The sequence below is a fragment of the Pseudomonas sp. NPDC089408 genome (genome assembly GCF_044749445.1).
Taxonomy (GTDB): domain Bacteria; phylum Pseudomonadota; class Gammaproteobacteria; order Pseudomonadales; family Pseudomonadaceae; genus Aquipseudomonas.
In genome coordinates, this window is record NZ_JBIVHY010000008.1 from 200,410 (window position 1) to 216,218 (window position 15,809).

Genomic DNA, 15,809 nt, shown 5'->3' on the forward strand with positions numbered 1-15,809 from the left:
CGCATACCTTTGTAGGAGCGGGTTTACCCGCGAATAGGCCGCAACAGGATAAAACAAGGTGCTCAGGTGTAGATCATCTTGCGGGTCATGCCACCATCGACCACAAACTCCTGACCGGTCACGAACGCCGCCTGGCGTGACAGCAGCCACGCCACCATGGCCGCCACATCCTCCACCGTCCCTACCCTGCCCGTCGGGTGCTGGGCATGGTCGGCATCGGTCAATGGTTCGGCACGGCGCTGCGCGGGGTCGCGGGCATCGATCCAGCCCGGGCTTACCGCATTGACGCGGATCTCCGGGCCCAGGCTCATGGCCAGAGCATGGGTCAACGCCACCAGGCCACCCTTGCTCGCGGCGTAGGCCTCGGTATCCGGTTCGGATTGCCGCGCCCGGGTCGAGGTCAGGTTGACGATCGCGCCGTTGTGCGCACGCAGGTACGGCGCACAATGCTTGGCCAGCAACATCGGGCCGTTGAGGTTCACCGCCAGTACCCGGTTCCATTGCGCCAGGCTCAGGCTTTCCAGTGTCTGGTTGTGCGGGTTGGCGATGGCGGCATTGCACACCAGCGCATCCAGCCGGCCAAACTGCCCGAGCACCTCAGACACCCCGGCACTGACCTGGGCCTCGTCGGCAACGTCCATGGTGATGAACCACGCGTTGTCACCCAGGGCCTTGGCCACCTTGGCGCCACGCGGGCGGTCAAGGTCGCTGAGCACCACTTGCCAGCCCTCGCAGATCAGCCAGGCGGCAATGCCCAGGCCGATGCCGCGCGCGGCACCGGTTACCAGGGCAACCCGGCCATTGTGGCCCGGGGTACTGCCGCCAATCTGCATCACAGTGCGGCCAACCCACGCGCCAGGTCGGCTTGCAGGTCAGCCACGTCTTCCAGGCCCACGGCTACGCGGATCAGGCTGTCGCGGATACCTGCAGCTTCACGCTCCTGCGGCGACAGGCGGCCGTGGGAGGTGGTAGCCGGGTGGGCGATGGTGGTCTTGCTGTCGCCCAGGTTGGTGGTGATGGAAATCACCCGGGTGGCATCGATGAAGCGCCAGGCGCCCTCTTTGCCGCCCTTGACCTCGAAGCTGACCACCGCACCAAAGCCACTCATCTGGCGCTTGGCCAGTTCGTGCTGCGGGTGGCTCGGCAGGCCGGCGTAATGCACCTTCTCGATACCGTCCTGCTGCTCCAGCCACTCGGCCAGGGCTTGGGCGCTTTCGCAGTGCGCACGCATGCGCAGGCGCAGGGTTTCCAGGCCCTTGGTGAAGATCCAGGCGTTGAAGGGACTGAGGGTGGGGCCTGCAGTACGCAGGAAGCCCACCACTTCTTTCATCTGCTCGGCACGGCCGGCAACCACGCCGCCCATGCAGCGGCCCTGGCCATCGATGAACTTGGTGGCCGAGTGGAACACGATGTCGGCGCCCAGCTTCAGCGGCTGCTGCAACGCCGGGGTGCTGAAGCAGTTGTCCACCACCAGCATCGCGCCATGGGCATGGGCGATTTCGCTGAGGGCGGTGATATCGACCAGTTCGGCCAGCGGGTTGGATGGCGATTCGACGATCAGCAGCTTGGTGTTGGCCTTGATGGCCTTTTCCCAGCCAGCAAGGTCGACCAGTGGCACGTAGTCCACCTGTACGCCAAAGCGCTTGAAGTACTTCTCGAACAGGCTGATGGTCGAGCCGAACACGCTCTGCGACACCAGCACATGGTCCCCGGCGCTGCACAGCGACATGACCACGGCAAGAATCGCCGCCATGCCGGTGGAGGTACCCACGGCCTGCTCGGCACCTTCCATCGCCGCCAGGCGTTCCTCGAAGGCACGCACCGACGGGTTGGTGTAACGCGAATAGACGTTGCCCGGTGTTTCACCGGCAAAGCGCGCAGCGGCATCGGCCGCCGTGCGGAACACATAGCTGGAGGTCAGGAACAGCGCTTCGCTGTGCTCACCCTCTGGTGTACGGTTTTGACCGGCGCGCACCGCCAGGGTGTCGAAACCGACACCCTCGAGGTCGCTGTCCAGTCGCCCGGCATCCCATTGATCCGTCATGCCGTCGCTCCCTGAATCAGTTGTTGTAGAGGTCGATGATCGCGCTGACGGCCTGGTTCTTGACCTTGGCCAGGTCATTACGGGCCTGTTCAATACGCTCGAGATAGGCCTCGTCGATGTCGCCGGTGACGTACTCACCGTTGAACACCGCGCAATCGAAGTGATCGATCTTGATCTTGCCGCCACCGACCGAGTCGATCAGGTCTGGCAGGTCCTGATAGATCAGCCAGTCGGCGCCGATCAACTCGGCCACCTGTTCGGTGGTACGGTTGTGGGCGATCAGTTCGTGAACACTCGGCATGTCGATGCCGTAGACGTTGGGGTAGCGTACAGCCGGGGCTGCGGAGCAGAAGTAGACGTTCTTGGCGCCGGCTTCGCGGGCCATCTGAATGATCTGCTTGCAGGTGGTGCCGCGCACGATCGAGTCGTCTACCAGCATCACGTTCTTGCCACGGAACTCCAGTTCGATGGCGTTGAGCTTCTGGCGCACCGATTTCTTGCGCGCGGCCTGGCCAGGCATGATGAAGGTACGGCCGATGTAACGGTTTTTGACAAAGCCTTCGCGGAACTTCACGCCCAGGCGGTTGGCCAGTTCCAGCGCGGCGGTGCGGCTGGTGTCCGGGATCGGGATGACCACGTCGATATCATGCTCAGGGCGCTCGCGCATGATCTTGTCGGCGAGTTTTTCACCCATGCGCAGACGGGCCTTGTACACCGAGATACCGTCAATGATCGAGTCCGGGCGGGCCAGGTAGACGTGCTCGAAGATACACGGCTGCAGGTTCGGCGCTTCGGCGCACTGTTTGGTGAACAGCTGGCCTTCTTCGGTAATGTACACCGCTTCGCCCGGCGCCAGGTCGCGGATCAGGGTGAAGCCGAGGACGTCCAGGGCCACGCTTTCCGAGGCGATCATGTATTCCACGCCTTCGTCGGTGTGACGCTGGCCGAACACCACCGGGCGGATGCCGTGGGGGTCGCGGAAGCCGACAATGCCGTAGCCGGTGATCATGGCCACCACCGCATAACCGCCAACGCAGCGGCTGTGCACGTGGGATACGGCGGCAAACACGTCCTCTTCGGTCGGCTGCAGCTTGCCGCGTACTGCCAGCTCATGGGCAAACACGTTCAGCAGCACTTCCGAGTCGGAATTGGTGTTGACGTGACGCAGGTCGGACTCGTAGATCTCCTTGGCCAACTGCTCGACGTTGGTCAGGTTGCCGTTGTGCGCCAGGGTGATGCCATAGGGCGAGTTGACGTAGAACGGCTGGGCCTCGGCCGAGGTCGAGCTGCCCGCAGTCGGGTAGCGCACGTGGCCGATACCCATGTGGCCTACCAGGCGCTGCATGTGGCGCTGCTGGAACACGTCGCGCACCAGGCCATTATCCTTGCGCAGGAACAACCGGCCGTCATGGCTAGTCACGATACCGGCAGCGTCCTGGCCGCGGTGCTGGAGGACCGTAAGCGCGTCATACAGCGCCTGATTGACGTTCGACTTACCGACGATACCGACGATGCCACACATGCGACGCAACCCCTACTTTGACGAAACTTGAGTGAATAGCGCTCAGGGCTTTGCCGGCCCGAGCAACTGTTCCTTGAACGGCAGATCAGCCGGAGCGCTGATCAGCCCACCGGGCGACCACTGGCCGGTGAAACCCAGGATCAGGTTTTTCGACCAGTCGGCGACCAGGAGAAATTGTGGTATCAGGCGTGATTCCTGCCACCAGGTGTCTTGTTGAACCGGCCCCAGGCTGATCAGGCCGATGGCCACCACTACCAGCAAAGCCCCGCGCGCGGCGCCGAAGGCCATGCCGAGGAAACGATCGGTACCGGACAGCCCAGTCACGCGGATCAGCTCGCCGACAAGGAAGTTGACCATCGCCCCCACCAGCAAGGTGGCGACGAAAAGAATGGCGCAGCCGGCGATGACGCGCATCGATGGCGTCTGGATATAGCTTTCAAGATACACCGAGAGCGAACCGCCGAACATCCAGGCAACCGCACCGGCAATGATCCAGATGAGCAAGGACAAGGCTTCCTTGACGAAGCCGCGCTTGAGACTGATCAGTGTGGAGACGGCGATGATCGCGATGATCGCCCAATCAACCAGGGTAAATGCCACGGTGCTGCCTGCAGACGTTTGAGGCGGCGCATTTTACCAGAGCGGCGAGCTGGGAGTAAGCGGAATGTCAGTTGGATTGGCGACAGGCCCTTCGCGGGTAAACCCGCTCCCACAGGGACCGCGTTACTGCAAGATTCACGCGCTCCTTTGTAGGAGCGGGTTTACCCGCGAAGGGCGGCAAAGCCGCCCCAGGGATGTCAACTACGCTCAGGCTGAAAACGCACCACAAAGCCCTTTAGGCTGTTCTGGCGGTTGACCGCATCACGCACGCGCTCGGCCTCGGCGCGCTCGATCAATGGCCCTACGTACACCCGGTTCATGCCACCGGCCGAACGGATATAGGCGTTATAACCCTGGCTACGCAAGGTTTGCTGCAGCTTCTCGGCACCGGCCCGATTGGACAGGCTGGCCAACTGGATCGACCAGCTGACCGGCAGGCCATTGACGTCGATCTTCGATGGCGCGGTCGGCGCTGGCGTTGCGGCAGCTTTCGCCTCGACCTTGGGTGCTGGCGCTGGTGCCTGTGGCTTGGCCGGCAGGTTTTGAAGCTGAGCCTGAACCTGCGCCTGGGTCTGCGGCGACGGAGTAATCGGCTGGCTGGGTGTACTGGCCTGTGCAGTCGATTCGTTGACCACCACTGGCGCCTGCTGTGGCTCGTCCGCAATGACCTGCGGCTCCGGCACGGCGACCGGCTCCACCTTCACTTCCGGCAGGCTGGGCATGGCCGGTGCCTGCGGGGCTTCGACGTGCACCTGGCGCATCTCGTCCTCGCGGGTGAACAGCATCGGCAGGAAGATCACCGCCAGCGCCACCAGCACCAACGCACCCACCATGCGCTGTTTCATCCCTTTATCCAGCACTGCCATCTACTCCACCCTCCTGGGTGTGCCGCTCCAGCCACTCCAGCGCCTGGGCGACACAGAAAAACGAACCGAACAGCAAGACCTGGTCATCCGCCGTTGCCTGCGCGCATTGCGCCTCAAGGGCGGCGTCGACACTGGCATAAGACTTCACCGCCGCACCGAGGTTCGTCAAGGCTTCGGCCAGCTCCGCAGCCGGGCGGCTGCGCGGAGTGTCCAGCGGTGCCACTGCCCAGTCATCGACCAGCCCCTGCAGCGGCGCAACAACACCGTTCAGGTCCTTGTCGGCAAGCAGGCCGAATACCGCCAGACGGCGCCCTTTCAGCGGCCGGGCCGACAGGCGCCGCGCCAGGTAATCGGCGGCATGCGGGTTGTGCCCGACATCCAGCAGCAGCTCCACGGGCTTGCCCTGCCAGCTCAGCTGGCGGCGGTCGAGACGCCCGGTAATACGGGTATCCAGCAGTGCCTGGCGAACCTGTGCGGCCTCCCACGGCAGCCCCATCAGCAGGTAAGCCTGCAAGGCCAGCGTGGCGTTTTCCATCGGCAGGTCGAGCAACGGCAGGTCACGCAGTTCTACCGGAGTGCCATCCGCCGCAGTACCGCGCCAGGTCCAGCTGCCTTCCGCGCAGGCCAGGTCGAAGTCACGCCCGCGCAGGAACAGCGGCGCTGCCAGCTCGGCAGCTTTGTCCAGCAACGGTTGCGGCGGGTCGAGGTCGCCACACAACGCCGGCTTGCCCCCGCGGAAGATGCCGGCCTTTTCAAAGGCCACCCGCTCGCGGGTGTCGCCCAGGTAATCGACATGGTCGACACCGATACTGGTCACCAGGGCCAGATCGGCATCCACCACGTTGACGGTGTCCAGGCGGCCACCAAGGCCCACTTCCAGCACCACGGCATCCAGCTGCGACTGGTAGAACAACCAGAATGCGGCCAGCGTGCCCATCTCGAAGTAGGTCAGGGAAATATCGCCCCGCGCCGCCTCGACGGCAGCAAAGGCTTCGCACAGGCGCTCGTCGCTGGCCTCTTGGCCATTGATCAGCACCCGCTCGTTGTAACGCAACAGGTGCGGCGAGCTGTACACGCCGACCTTGAGCCCCTGGGCACGCAGCAACGAGGCCACGAAGGCGCAGGTCGACCCCTTGCCGTTAGTGCCGGTTACCGTTACCACGCGTGGCGCCAGCTTGCCCAGCGCCAGCCGGGCAAGCACCTTCTGCGACCGCTCCAGGCCCATGTCGATGGCCGAGGGGTGCAACTGCTCGAGGTAGGCGAGCCATTCGCCCAGGGATTTTTGTTTCATCACGCGACGGCAGCCGCCTCGCGCGCTTGCTCCGGGGTATCCTGGCCGGTCATCTGCGCCAGCAGGCGGGCCAGACGCGGGCGCAGTTCGCCACGGGAGATGATCAGGTCGATGGCGCCGTGTTCCAGCAGGAACTCGCTGCGCTGGAAGCCCTCTGGCAGCTTCTCGCGTACGGTTTGCTCGATCACGCGTGGGCCGGCGAAGCCGATCAGCGCCTTCGGCTCACCGACGATAACGTCACCGAGCATGGCCAGGCTGGCGGAAACACCACCGTACACCGGGTCGGTCAGTACCGAGATGAACGGGATGCCTTCTTCGCGCAGGCGCGCCAGCACGGCCGAGGTCTTGGCCATCTGCATCAGCGAAATCAGCGCTTCCTGCATGCGCGCACCGCCCGAGGCTGAGAAGCAGACCATCGGGCAACGGTGCTCCAGGGCATAGTTGGCCGCGCGCACGAAGCGCTCGCCGACGATGGCACCCATGGAGCCACCCATGAACGAGAACTCGAAGGCGCTGACCACGATTGGCATGCCCATCAGGGTGCCGCTCATGGAGATCAGCGCGTCTTTTTCGCCGGTCTGCTTCTGCGCGCCGGTCAGGCGGTCCTTGTACTTCTTGCCGTCACGGAACTTCAGGCGGTCGACCGGCTCGAGGTCGGCGCCCAGTTCGGCACGGCCTTCGGCGTCGAGGAAGATGTCGATGCGCGCACGTGCGCCGATGCGCATGTGGTGGTTGCACTTGGGGCAGACATCCAGGGTTTTTTCCAGCTCCGGACGATACAGCACGGCCTCGCAGGACGGGCACTTGTGCCACAGGCCTTCAGGCACCGAGCTCTTCTTCACCTCGGAACGCATGATCGAAGGGATCAGTTTGTCGACTAACCAGTTGCTCATGCTTTCTTTCTCCAGTATTGGCAGGCGGAGGCCGTTATCGCCGGCCCTGCCCTGCCCTTGAGCTCAAAATCTTTTATGAAACGATGATGGACCGGCCGCCGGGGCTTCCCGCGTGCCACTCCACCGTTAATGTGTTGTGTTGCCGCCACAGGTACAGGCGGCTGCCCCGCAGGGCTGCGAAAGCTATGGACGATGGCGCGCAGCCAGCCGTCACATCTGCTATCACGCCTGTTTCACCGCATGCATGAAGGCTTCGATTTTCGCCGCGTCCTTGATGCCCTTGGCCTGTTCGACGCCGCCGCTGACATCCACCGCATAAGGCCGTACCTGGGCAATGGCCTGGCCGACGTTATCGGCCGACAGCCCACCTGCGAGAATGATCGGCTTGCTCAGGCGCGCCGGCACCAGAGACCAGTCGAATGCCTCGCCGGTTCCGCCGGGCACGCCGGCCACGTAGGTGTCCAGCAAGATGCCGCGGGCACCGGCATAAAGCTGGCAGGCGGCCTCCAGGTCATCACCCGGGCGCACCCGCAGGGCCTTGATCCAGGGGCGGTGGTAACCTTCGCAGTCCTGCGGGGTTTCGTCGCCGTGGAACTGTAGCAGGTCCAGCGGAACCACTTCGAGGATCTCGTTCAGCTCGCAACGCGAGGCATTGACGAACAACCCGACCGTGGTCACGAAGGGCGGCAGCTCGGCGATGATGGCGCGCGCCTGGCGCACATCCACGGCCCGCGGGCTCTTGGCATAGAAGACGAAACCGATGGCGTCGGCACCCGCTTCGGCAGCGGCCAGTGCGTCTTCGATGCGGGTAATCCCGCAGATCTTGCTGCGAACATTGCTCATGGACAGCGAACCCTGCTTGTTACGGTGAGAGGCCGGATGTTAGCAAATGACTTTTCGCTCGTCAGTCGGCCAATGCCTCGTAGCCGGACAAAAAGTGTGGGCCGATGTAACGCTTGGGCAGGGCGAACTGCTCAGGGTACTCCACCTGCACCAGGTACAGCCCGTAGGGGTGTGCGGTAACCCCGCCTTCACTGCGGTTGCGCCCTTCCAGCACTTCACGCGCCCAGGTTACCGGGCGCTCGCCGGCACCGATGGCCATCAGCACCCCGGCAATGTTGCGCACCATGTGGTGCAGGAAGGCGGTGGCGCGTATGTCCAGCACGATCATCTGGCCGTGGCGGGTAACGCGCAGGTGGTAAATGTGCTTGATGGGCGACTTGGCCTGGCACTGGCTGGCGCGGAAGGCGCTGAAGTCGTGGGTACCGAGCAGGAACTGCGCGGCCTCGGCCATGCGCTCGACGTCCAGCGGGCGGTGGTTCCAGGTCACTTCCTCGGCCAGATGTGCCGGGCGGATCGGGTCGTTGTAGATGACATAACGGTAGCGCCGGGCACACGCCTTGAAGCGGGCATGGAAATCGGCCGGCATCGGCCGCGACCAGACCACGCTGATGTCGTGCGGCAGGTTGAAGTTGGTGCCCATGGTCCAGGCGCGCTCGTCGCGCACGGCACGGGTGTCGAAGTGCACGATCTGCCCGCAGCCGTGCACGCCGGCGTCGGTGCGGCCGGCACAGATGACCGAAATCGGCTCGTTGGCGACCGTGGAAAGGGCTTTTTCCAGGGCCTGCTGGACACTCGGTACGCCACTGGCCTGGCGCTGCCAGCCGCGGTAGCGCGCGCCCTTGTATTCCACACCCAGGGCGATGCGGGAGTAGCCTTCGGCCGCGGATTCGGTGGCGGCGGTGTCGATGATGTCCAAGAGCATGAAACCTGTGGGTGTACGGAATGGCGGGGATTATAACGACAACGGCAGCCTTGTTGGGCTGCCGCTGGATATGTGTCGTGCTAGCGGGCCTCTTCGCGGGTGAACCCGCTCCCACAGGGCCCCCACAAATTTCAGGCCTTGTGAGTACCCTGTAGGAGCGGGTTTACCCGCGAAAGGGTCGGTACAGGCTGCCTCAGACCAGCCGGGAGAGCATGTCCTCAGCTTCCTGGCGCTGGCTGTCGTCGCCGTCCTTGACGACTTCGTCGAGGATATCGCGTGCACCCTGGCTATCGCCCATGTCGATGTAGGCACGGGCCAGGTCGAGCTTGGTGGCCACTTCGTCACTGCCGGAGAAGAAGTCGAAGTCGAGGTCGTCCAGCGGCTCGGGCTCTGGCTGCGCAGCTGCGTCTTCGCTGGTGAAATGCGGCTCCAGCGACGGCGACTCAAGGCTTTGCGACAGCTTGTCGAGCTCGGCGTTGACGTCGTCGAGCTCCGAGGCAAAGCTTTTGGCTGCAGGCGAGTCGTCTTCCAGCGACAGCGACAGGTCGAAGTCCGACGGCAGGTCGAACTCGGAAACCGGGTCGAACTCCGGCACGCTGTCGAAGGCGGCCAGCTCGGCGGCGACATCGACTGAGGTTTCAGCTACTGCTTCCGGCGCAGCCGGGGCAACGGGCTCGCTGACATCAAGGTCGAAATCGGACAGGTCTACCGCAGGCTGGGGCTCGGCCTGGGCCAGCATGGCTTCGAAATCGGCGTCGGCGTCGGCTTGCAGTTCGGCATCCACGGCGAATGGCGCTTCTTCTGGCTGTGCTTCTTCCTGCCCCGGCTCGTCCAGCACAGGCTCGGCAATCACCAGCTCGTCGGGCACAGGCTCGTTCACCACAGCCTCGTTCACCAGACCCTCGTCCAGCGGGTCTTCCCCCGGCAGCTCTTCACCCAGACTCAGGTCGAAAGCGCTGTCCAGGTCCGGTTCGCCCAGATCCGGCTCGCCCAGGCCCTGGTCCTCAAGGCCCGAAACATCGAGGATCGGCACTTCATCGAGTGCATCCAGTTCAGCATCAGGCTCAAAGGCAACCTCTGGCTCAGCCTCGACTTGCGGCTCGAACTCAGGCGCTTCTTCGGGCACCACGTCGGCAGCCACCGGCGCCTCGGGCTCATCGTGCAGCAGTTCCTGCACGTACTGCTCGTCCATTTCGGCAGCCAGCGCTGCCGCACCCAGGCCGGCCGCGGCCAGGCCAAGCATCGCCGGGTAACGTTCTTTCAGCCCGACTACAGCAGCACTGTTGTGCTCGCTAGCCGGCAACTGACGCTCCTGGTCGACGAACGCGCTCTGATCACCTTGGCGGGCGTACACGTCCATCAGTTTCAGGCGCAGGTCATCACGTGCCGGGGCAGCGGCTACAGCAGGCTCCAGCAGCTCGCTCGCGCGGTTCAGGCGGCCTTCGGCCAGACACTGGTCGACTTGCGCCAGCAGTTCGGCATACGCGTCGGCTTGCGACCCCTGCGCCGGCGCTGCCTCAGCAGCAGGCTCAGCCACTTTTTCCGCTGCAACAGCCGCAGCGGCCGATGCGGCTACCACCGCAGGCGACAGGGTAACGCTTGGCTCCGAGACTTCGACGCCGTCGAGGCTCTCGGTATCGCTGTCGAAACCTGTGCCCTGCTCTTCTTCCAGCGCCCGCGCCATGCGCAGGTGCTTTTCTGCCTCCTGCTGGGCCTTGCGCTTGCGCGCCAGCAGCCAGAGCAGCAGCGCCAGCACCAGGATGCTGGAGCCGGCAATCAGCCACAGCAGCCATGGGTTACCGAGAACCTGCTGGAGTGCGCCATCCGCCTGACGGGCCGGGGCAGGCTTGGCATCCTCTGCTGGCTTGGCTGCGGTGGCCGCCTCGGCAGGTGCCGGCTCGGCCGACGGCTGGGCATCTGCCGCCGGGGCCGCAGCAGGCGTGGCGCCAGCTGCGGTCGGCGCGGCTGCGCCCTGCGCCTGAAGGCGCGCCAACTGGTCGTTTTTCAGGTCGATCAGACGCTGCAGCTTGTCCAGCTGGCTCTGCAGGTCGCTCATGCGGCTTTTGAGTTCGTCATTGTCACGACGGCTGGTGTCCAGGCTTTCCTGGGCCACTGCCAACTTGTCGTTGAGCGCTTTGGCGTGGCCGGCACCGGCCTGGTTGCCCGGGCTGACCAGGCGCAGGTTGTCGCCCTGGGCGACACGCGCCGGCGCCGCGTCGGCGGCACCACGGCGGGTGGCGTCGAGCTGGCGGGCACGCGGCCCCAGGCGACGGCCTTCACGCCAGGCAGCATACTGCTCGGCCACTTCGCTGTTGGCCTCGCCCTGTGGAATGCTCTGGACCTGCTGCTGGTCGGGCAGGCGCAATACCTGGCCAACCTTCAGCTGGTTGATGTTGTTGCCGATGAAGGCGTCCGGGTTCAATGCCTGGATGGCGATCATGGTCTGCTGGATCGAACCACCGCCCTGGGTGTTGCGCGCAGCAATCTGCCATAAGGTGTCGCGGCGCTGGGTGGTGTAGCGGCTGGCACCGGTGGTGGCCGGCGTGACATTGCCTGCCGCCGGCTTGTCGCCCTGGGCCTTGGCCTGGTCGAGCAGCACGCTGTAGTCACGCAGCAGGCGGCCTTGTGGCCACATCACCTGGACCAGGAACTTGACCACTGGCCCTGGCAGCGGCTGGCTGGAGGTAACCCGCAGCACACTCCTGCCGTTGGGGTTGATCACCGGTGTGAAGGTCAGGTCTTCGAGGTAGGTCGGAAACGCCACCCCGGCCTTGCTGAACTCTTCCGGCGGCGCCAGGCTTGGCGCCACTTCGGCGGCCTTGAGGTCGCGCACGTCGAGCAATTCGATCTCGGCGTCCAGCGGCTGATTCTGTGCCGACTTCAGGGTCAGCTCCCCCAGGCCCAGCGCATTCGCCATGCCAGACGACAGCGCCGATGCTGCAGCCATGGCCAGAACCAGTTTGCGAATTCGAAGCATGACCTCTTCCCTTGTATGAATCGTCCCGGAACCTGCAAGCGGAGCAGGACAAAAGTGCTCGCCAGTATCTTTTACGGCATGTGTTTAATCAACAATTGTGCCACTTGCACGGCATTGAGCGCGGCGCCTTTGCGTACGTTGTCGGTGGTCAGCCAGAGGTTGAGCTGCTGGTCTTCATCAACACCGTGACGTACACGACCAACATAGACCACGTCTTGGCCGACTGCGTCACCTACCGGGGTCGGATAATCATCGTTTTCCACCCACTCGACGCTATCGGCTGCTTCCAGGGCCTGGTTGACCGCTGCCAGGTCGACCGGGCGGCGGCTTTGCACAGCCACACTGAAGCTATCGCCGAAAAACACCGGGACTTGAATGCAGCTCACGGAAATCTTCAGTTCAGGCAGGCCCAGCAGCACGCGCAGTTCGCTGACCAGGCGGCGCTCCAGCGCAGTGTGGCCTTGCTCGTCGGCAGCACCCACCTGGGCCAGCAGGTTGAACGCCACCTGGCGGTCGAAGAAGCGCGGTTCCAGCGGCCGGGCGTTGAGCAGTTCAGCGGTTTGCCGGGCCAGTTCGCTGACCGCTTCACGGCCTTGCGCAGACACCGCCAGCGCGGCCATCACCTGCACCCGCTCGATATCCAGCAGGCCCTTGAGGGGCGCCAGCGCGACGGCCAGGGCGACCGCGGCCGAGCAGGGGCTGACAATGCGTGCGGGCAGTGCCAGGCCGGCCAGGCGTTCGGCGTTGGCTTCCGGCACCAGGGCCAGGGCATCGTCCAGGCCGCCGGAAAGGTCGATGACCGTGCAGCCGGCCTGCAGCGCCTTGCCGGCAAAGCTGCGGCTGACGGCAGCGCCGGTGGCGAAGAACGCCAGCTTGACCTGGGCGAAGTCGAAGCTGTCGACCTCACGCACCTTGAGCTTCTTGCCGGCGAACATCACGCTGCTGCCGGCTGATTCCATGCTGGCCAGCAGGTGCAAGGTGGCGACCGGGAAATCCAGTTCTTCAAGGATCTGTACCAAGGCTTCACCGACGCTGCCGGTGGCGCCGACAACGGCGATGTCCAATGGGTGTGTCATGGTAGGGATCCTCTTGCAGAAACGGCGGGGGCGGCACTTTACTCGTATTGTAGGGTTTTGTCTGTGATGACCTTGGCCTCGCCGGGTAAGGTTCTTCAGTAGGTTGTGTGATGGCAGCCAGGGGTGGTCGCAAGATTTGCAGCGCCTGCGAGATCGAGCGCCGCCCGCGCGGCGCTTCGCGGGACAAGCCCGCTCCCACATCTGTTTCAGGCCAATCACTCCTTTGAAGTCACCTCTGTCCGCCTTTTTCTGTTCCCTTCGATATTGAAGGTTGCCCCGCTGCACTTCATCAACCTCAAGCCATGCACAAAAGTGCAACCCACCTGGCACAGGAGAGACTGGCCCGAAACAGATGTGGGAGCGGGCTTGTCCCGCGAAGCGCCGCGCGGGCGGCGCTCGATCTCACAGGCGCTGAAAATGCTGTGGCAAACACAAAAAAAACCCGCACTGTCGCCAGCGCGGGTTTTCAGTCAAACCAGAACGATCAACGCTCCAGCAGGATCCGCAGCATGCGGCGCAGTGGCTCCGCAGCGCCCCATAGCAGCTGGTCACCCACAGTGAACGCGCCCAGGTACTGCGAACCCATGTTCAGCTTGCGCAGGCGGCCAACCGGGATGTTCAGGGTGCCGGTGACCTTGGTCGGTGCCAGCTCCTGCATGCTGATTTCACGCTGGTTCGGCACCAGTTTCACCCAAGGGTTGTGCTGGCTGATCATGCCTTCGATGTCGGCGATCGGCACGTCCTTGTTCAGCTTGATGGTCAGCGCCTGGCTGTGGCATCGCATGGCGCCGATGCGCACGCAGATGCCGTCGACCGGGATCGGGCTCTTGAAGCGGCCGAGGATCTTGTTGGTTTCGGCCTGGGCCTTCCACTCTTCGCGGCTCTGGCCGTTCGGCAGTTCCTTGTCGATCCACGGGATCAGGCTGCCCGCCAGTGGCACGCCGAAGTTCTCGGTCGGGTAGGCTTCGCTGCGCATGGCCTCGGCAACCTTGCGGTCGATGTCGAGGATGGCGCTGGCCGGGTTGGCCAGGTCATCGGCAACGGCTGCGTGGGTAGCGCCCATCTGCTTGATCAGCTCGCGCATGTTCTGTGCACCGGCACCCGAAGCTGCCTGGTAGGTCATGGCGCTCATCCACTCGACCAGGCCGGCTTCGAACAGGCCGCCCAGGCCCATCAGCATCAGGCTGACGGTGCAGTTGCCGCCGATGTAGTTCTTGGTACCGGCATCCAGCTGCTGGTCGATGACCTTGCGGTTGACCGGGTCGAGGATGATCACTGCGTCATCCTGCATGCGCAGGGACGAGGCGGCGTCAATCCAGTAACCCTGCCAGCCGGCTTCACGCAGCTTGGGGAAGACTTCGTTGGTATAGTCGCCGCCCTGACAGGTCAGGATCACGTCGAGGGTCTTGAGTTCTTCAATCGAATAAGCGTCCTTGAGCGGCGCTGTATCCTTGCCCACGTTCGGGCCTTGGCCGCCAACATTGGAGGTAGTGAAGAACACCGGCTCGATAAGGTCGAAATCCTGCTCCTCCAGCATCCGCTGCATGAGCACGGAACCGACCATACCGCGCCAACCGATCAGACCTACACGTTTCATCGCAACTACACCTTTGCTAAAAGTGGGCCGCCACCGGGAATGTGGGGTGGCGGGCCAGAGAGATTACAGATTCCGCAGCGCCGCGACTACTGCGTCGCCCATTTCCTGCGTACCCACTTTGCGGCAGCCTTCAGAGAAGATGTCGCCGGTGCGCAGGCCCTGGTCCAGTACCAGGCTCACGGCCTTCTCGATCGCCTCGGCGGCAGCCGACTGATTGAAGCTGTAACGCAGCATCATCGACACCGACAGGATGGTCGCCAGCGGGTTGGCGATGCCAAGGCCAGCGATGTCCGGTGCCGAGCCGTGGCACGGCTCGTACATGCCCTTGTTGTTGGCATCCAGCGACGCCGAAGGCAGCATGCCGATGGAACCGGTCAGCATGGAAGCTTCATCCGACAGAATGTCACCGAACATGTTGTCGGTCACCATCACGTCGAACTGCTTGGGTGCACGCACCAGCTGCATGGCGGCGTTGTCGACGTACATGTGGCTCAGTTCCACATCCGGGTAGTCCTTGGCCACGTCTTCGACCACTTCGCGCCACAGCTGGCTGGAGGCAAGGACGTTAGCCTTGTCCACCGAACACAGCTTCTTGCCACGGACACGGGCCATGTCGAAACCGACACGGGCAATGCGGCGCACTTCGCTTTCGCTGTACGGCAGGGTGTCGTAGGCCTGGCGCTCGCCGCCTTCCAGCTCGCGCTGGCCACGCGGGGCACCGAAATAGATACCGCCGGTCAGCTCACGGACGATGAGGATGTCCAGGCCGGAAACGATCTCTGGCTTGAGCGACGAGGCATCGGCCAGTTGCGGGTAGAGGATGGCCGGGCGCAGGTTGGCGAACAGGCCCAGTTGCGAACGGATCTTCAGCAGGCCGCGCTCCGGGCGAATGTCACGCTCGATCTTGTCCCACTTCGGCCCGCCCACGGCGCCCAGCAGCACGGCATCGGCCTTGCGCGCACGCTCCAGGGTTTCGTCGGCCAGCGGCACGCCGTGCTTGTCGATGGCCGCGCCGCCGATCACGTCGTGCGCCAGGCTAAAGTCGAGCTGGAACTTGTCGTTTGCCAGCTCCAGCACCTTGACCGCTTCGGCCATGATTTCCGGGCCGATACCGTCACCTGGGAGAATCAGAATCTGCTTGCTCATGCTTTCCTCTATTCATTCATGCGGTGCGGCCA

At 64.0% G+C, this 15,809-nt stretch carries 13 protein-coding genes; all 13 read right to left on the bottom strand.

Going from position 1 to position 15,809, the window contains the following annotated elements:
• Nucleotides 1-62: 62 nt before the first annotated feature.
• The gene (locus tag ACIP02_RS15735; RefSeq protein ID WP_400617786.1) at nucleotides 63-833 is read right to left on the bottom strand and encodes an SDR family oxidoreductase; all 771 of its coding nucleotides are present in this window, start codon (nucleotides 831-833) and stop codon (nucleotides 63-65) included.
• Nucleotides 833-2,044, bottom strand: a complete 1,212-nt coding sequence (locus ACIP02_RS15740; RefSeq protein ID WP_201207517.1) for an O-succinylhomoserine sulfhydrylase — start codon at nucleotides 2,042-2,044, stop codon at nucleotides 833-835. The genes ACIP02_RS15735 and ACIP02_RS15740 overlap by 1 nt, the downstream gene beginning before the upstream one ends.
• Before the next feature lie 16 nt (nucleotides 2,045-2,060).
• Nucleotides 2,061-3,566, bottom strand: a complete 1,506-nt coding sequence (gene purF / locus ACIP02_RS15745; protein WP_400617705.1) for an amidophosphoribosyltransferase — start codon at nucleotides 3,564-3,566, stop codon at nucleotides 2,061-2,063.
• Between the two features lie 42 nt (nucleotides 3,567-3,608).
• Nucleotides 3,609-4,166: a CvpA family protein gene (locus ACIP02_RS15750; protein WP_201207519.1), complete on the bottom strand. Its 558-nt coding sequence runs from the start codon at nucleotides 4,164-4,166 to the stop codon at nucleotides 3,609-3,611.
• Nucleotides 4,167-4,363: 197 nt separating this feature from the next.
• Entirely contained in the window at nucleotides 4,364-5,032 is a 669-nt protein-coding gene (locus tag ACIP02_RS15755) for an SPOR domain-containing protein (RefSeq protein WP_400617707.1), read from the bottom strand.
• Nucleotides 5,016-6,323, bottom strand: a complete 1,308-nt coding sequence (gene folC / locus ACIP02_RS15760; protein ID WP_400617709.1) for a bifunctional tetrahydrofolate synthase/dihydrofolate synthase — start codon at nucleotides 6,321-6,323, stop codon at nucleotides 5,016-5,018. The genes ACIP02_RS15755 and folC overlap by 17 nt, the downstream gene beginning before the upstream one ends.
• Nucleotides 6,323-7,216 carry an acetyl-CoA carboxylase, carboxyltransferase subunit beta gene (gene accD, locus ACIP02_RS15765; RefSeq protein ID WP_012271202.1) on the bottom strand — a complete coding sequence of 298 codons (894 nt, stop codon included), beginning with the start codon at nucleotides 7,214-7,216 and terminating at the stop codon, nucleotides 6,323-6,325. Before accD ends, folC begins: the two co-directional genes overlap by 1 nt.
• Nucleotides 7,217-7,438: 222 nt before the next feature.
• Nucleotides 7,439-8,059: a phosphoribosylanthranilate isomerase gene (locus ACIP02_RS15770; protein ID WP_400617711.1), complete on the bottom strand. Its 621-nt coding sequence runs from the start codon at nucleotides 8,057-8,059 to the stop codon at nucleotides 7,439-7,441.
• 61 nt (nucleotides 8,060-8,120) lie between these two features.
• Nucleotides 8,121-8,981, bottom strand: a complete 861-nt coding sequence (gene truA, locus ACIP02_RS15775; RefSeq protein ID WP_400617713.1) for a tRNA pseudouridine(38-40) synthase TruA — start codon at nucleotides 8,979-8,981, stop codon at nucleotides 8,121-8,123.
• Between the two features lie 193 nt (nucleotides 8,982-9,174).
• The gene (locus tag ACIP02_RS15780; RefSeq protein ID WP_400617715.1) at nucleotides 9,175-11,958 is read right to left on the bottom strand and encodes a FimV/HubP family polar landmark protein; all 2,784 of its coding nucleotides are present in this window, start codon (nucleotides 11,956-11,958) and stop codon (nucleotides 9,175-9,177) included.
• Between the two features lie 71 nt (nucleotides 11,959-12,029).
• Nucleotides 12,030-13,034 (bottom strand): aspartate-semialdehyde dehydrogenase, encoded by a 1,005-nt coding sequence (locus ACIP02_RS15785; RefSeq protein ID WP_400617717.1) that lies wholly within the window; start codon nucleotides 13,032-13,034, stop codon nucleotides 12,030-12,032.
• Between the two features lie 484 nt (nucleotides 13,035-13,518).
• The gene (gene asd, locus ACIP02_RS15790; protein ID WP_400617718.1) at nucleotides 13,519-14,631 is read right to left on the bottom strand and encodes an aspartate-semialdehyde dehydrogenase; all 1,113 of its coding nucleotides are present in this window, start codon (nucleotides 14,629-14,631) and stop codon (nucleotides 13,519-13,521) included.
• A 63-nt stretch (nucleotides 14,632-14,694) separates the two neighbouring features.
• Nucleotides 14,695-15,777: a 3-isopropylmalate dehydrogenase gene (leuB, locus tag ACIP02_RS15795; protein ID WP_400617720.1), complete on the bottom strand. Its 1,083-nt coding sequence runs from the start codon at nucleotides 15,775-15,777 to the stop codon at nucleotides 14,695-14,697.
• Nucleotides 15,778-15,809 lie beyond the last annotated feature (32 nt).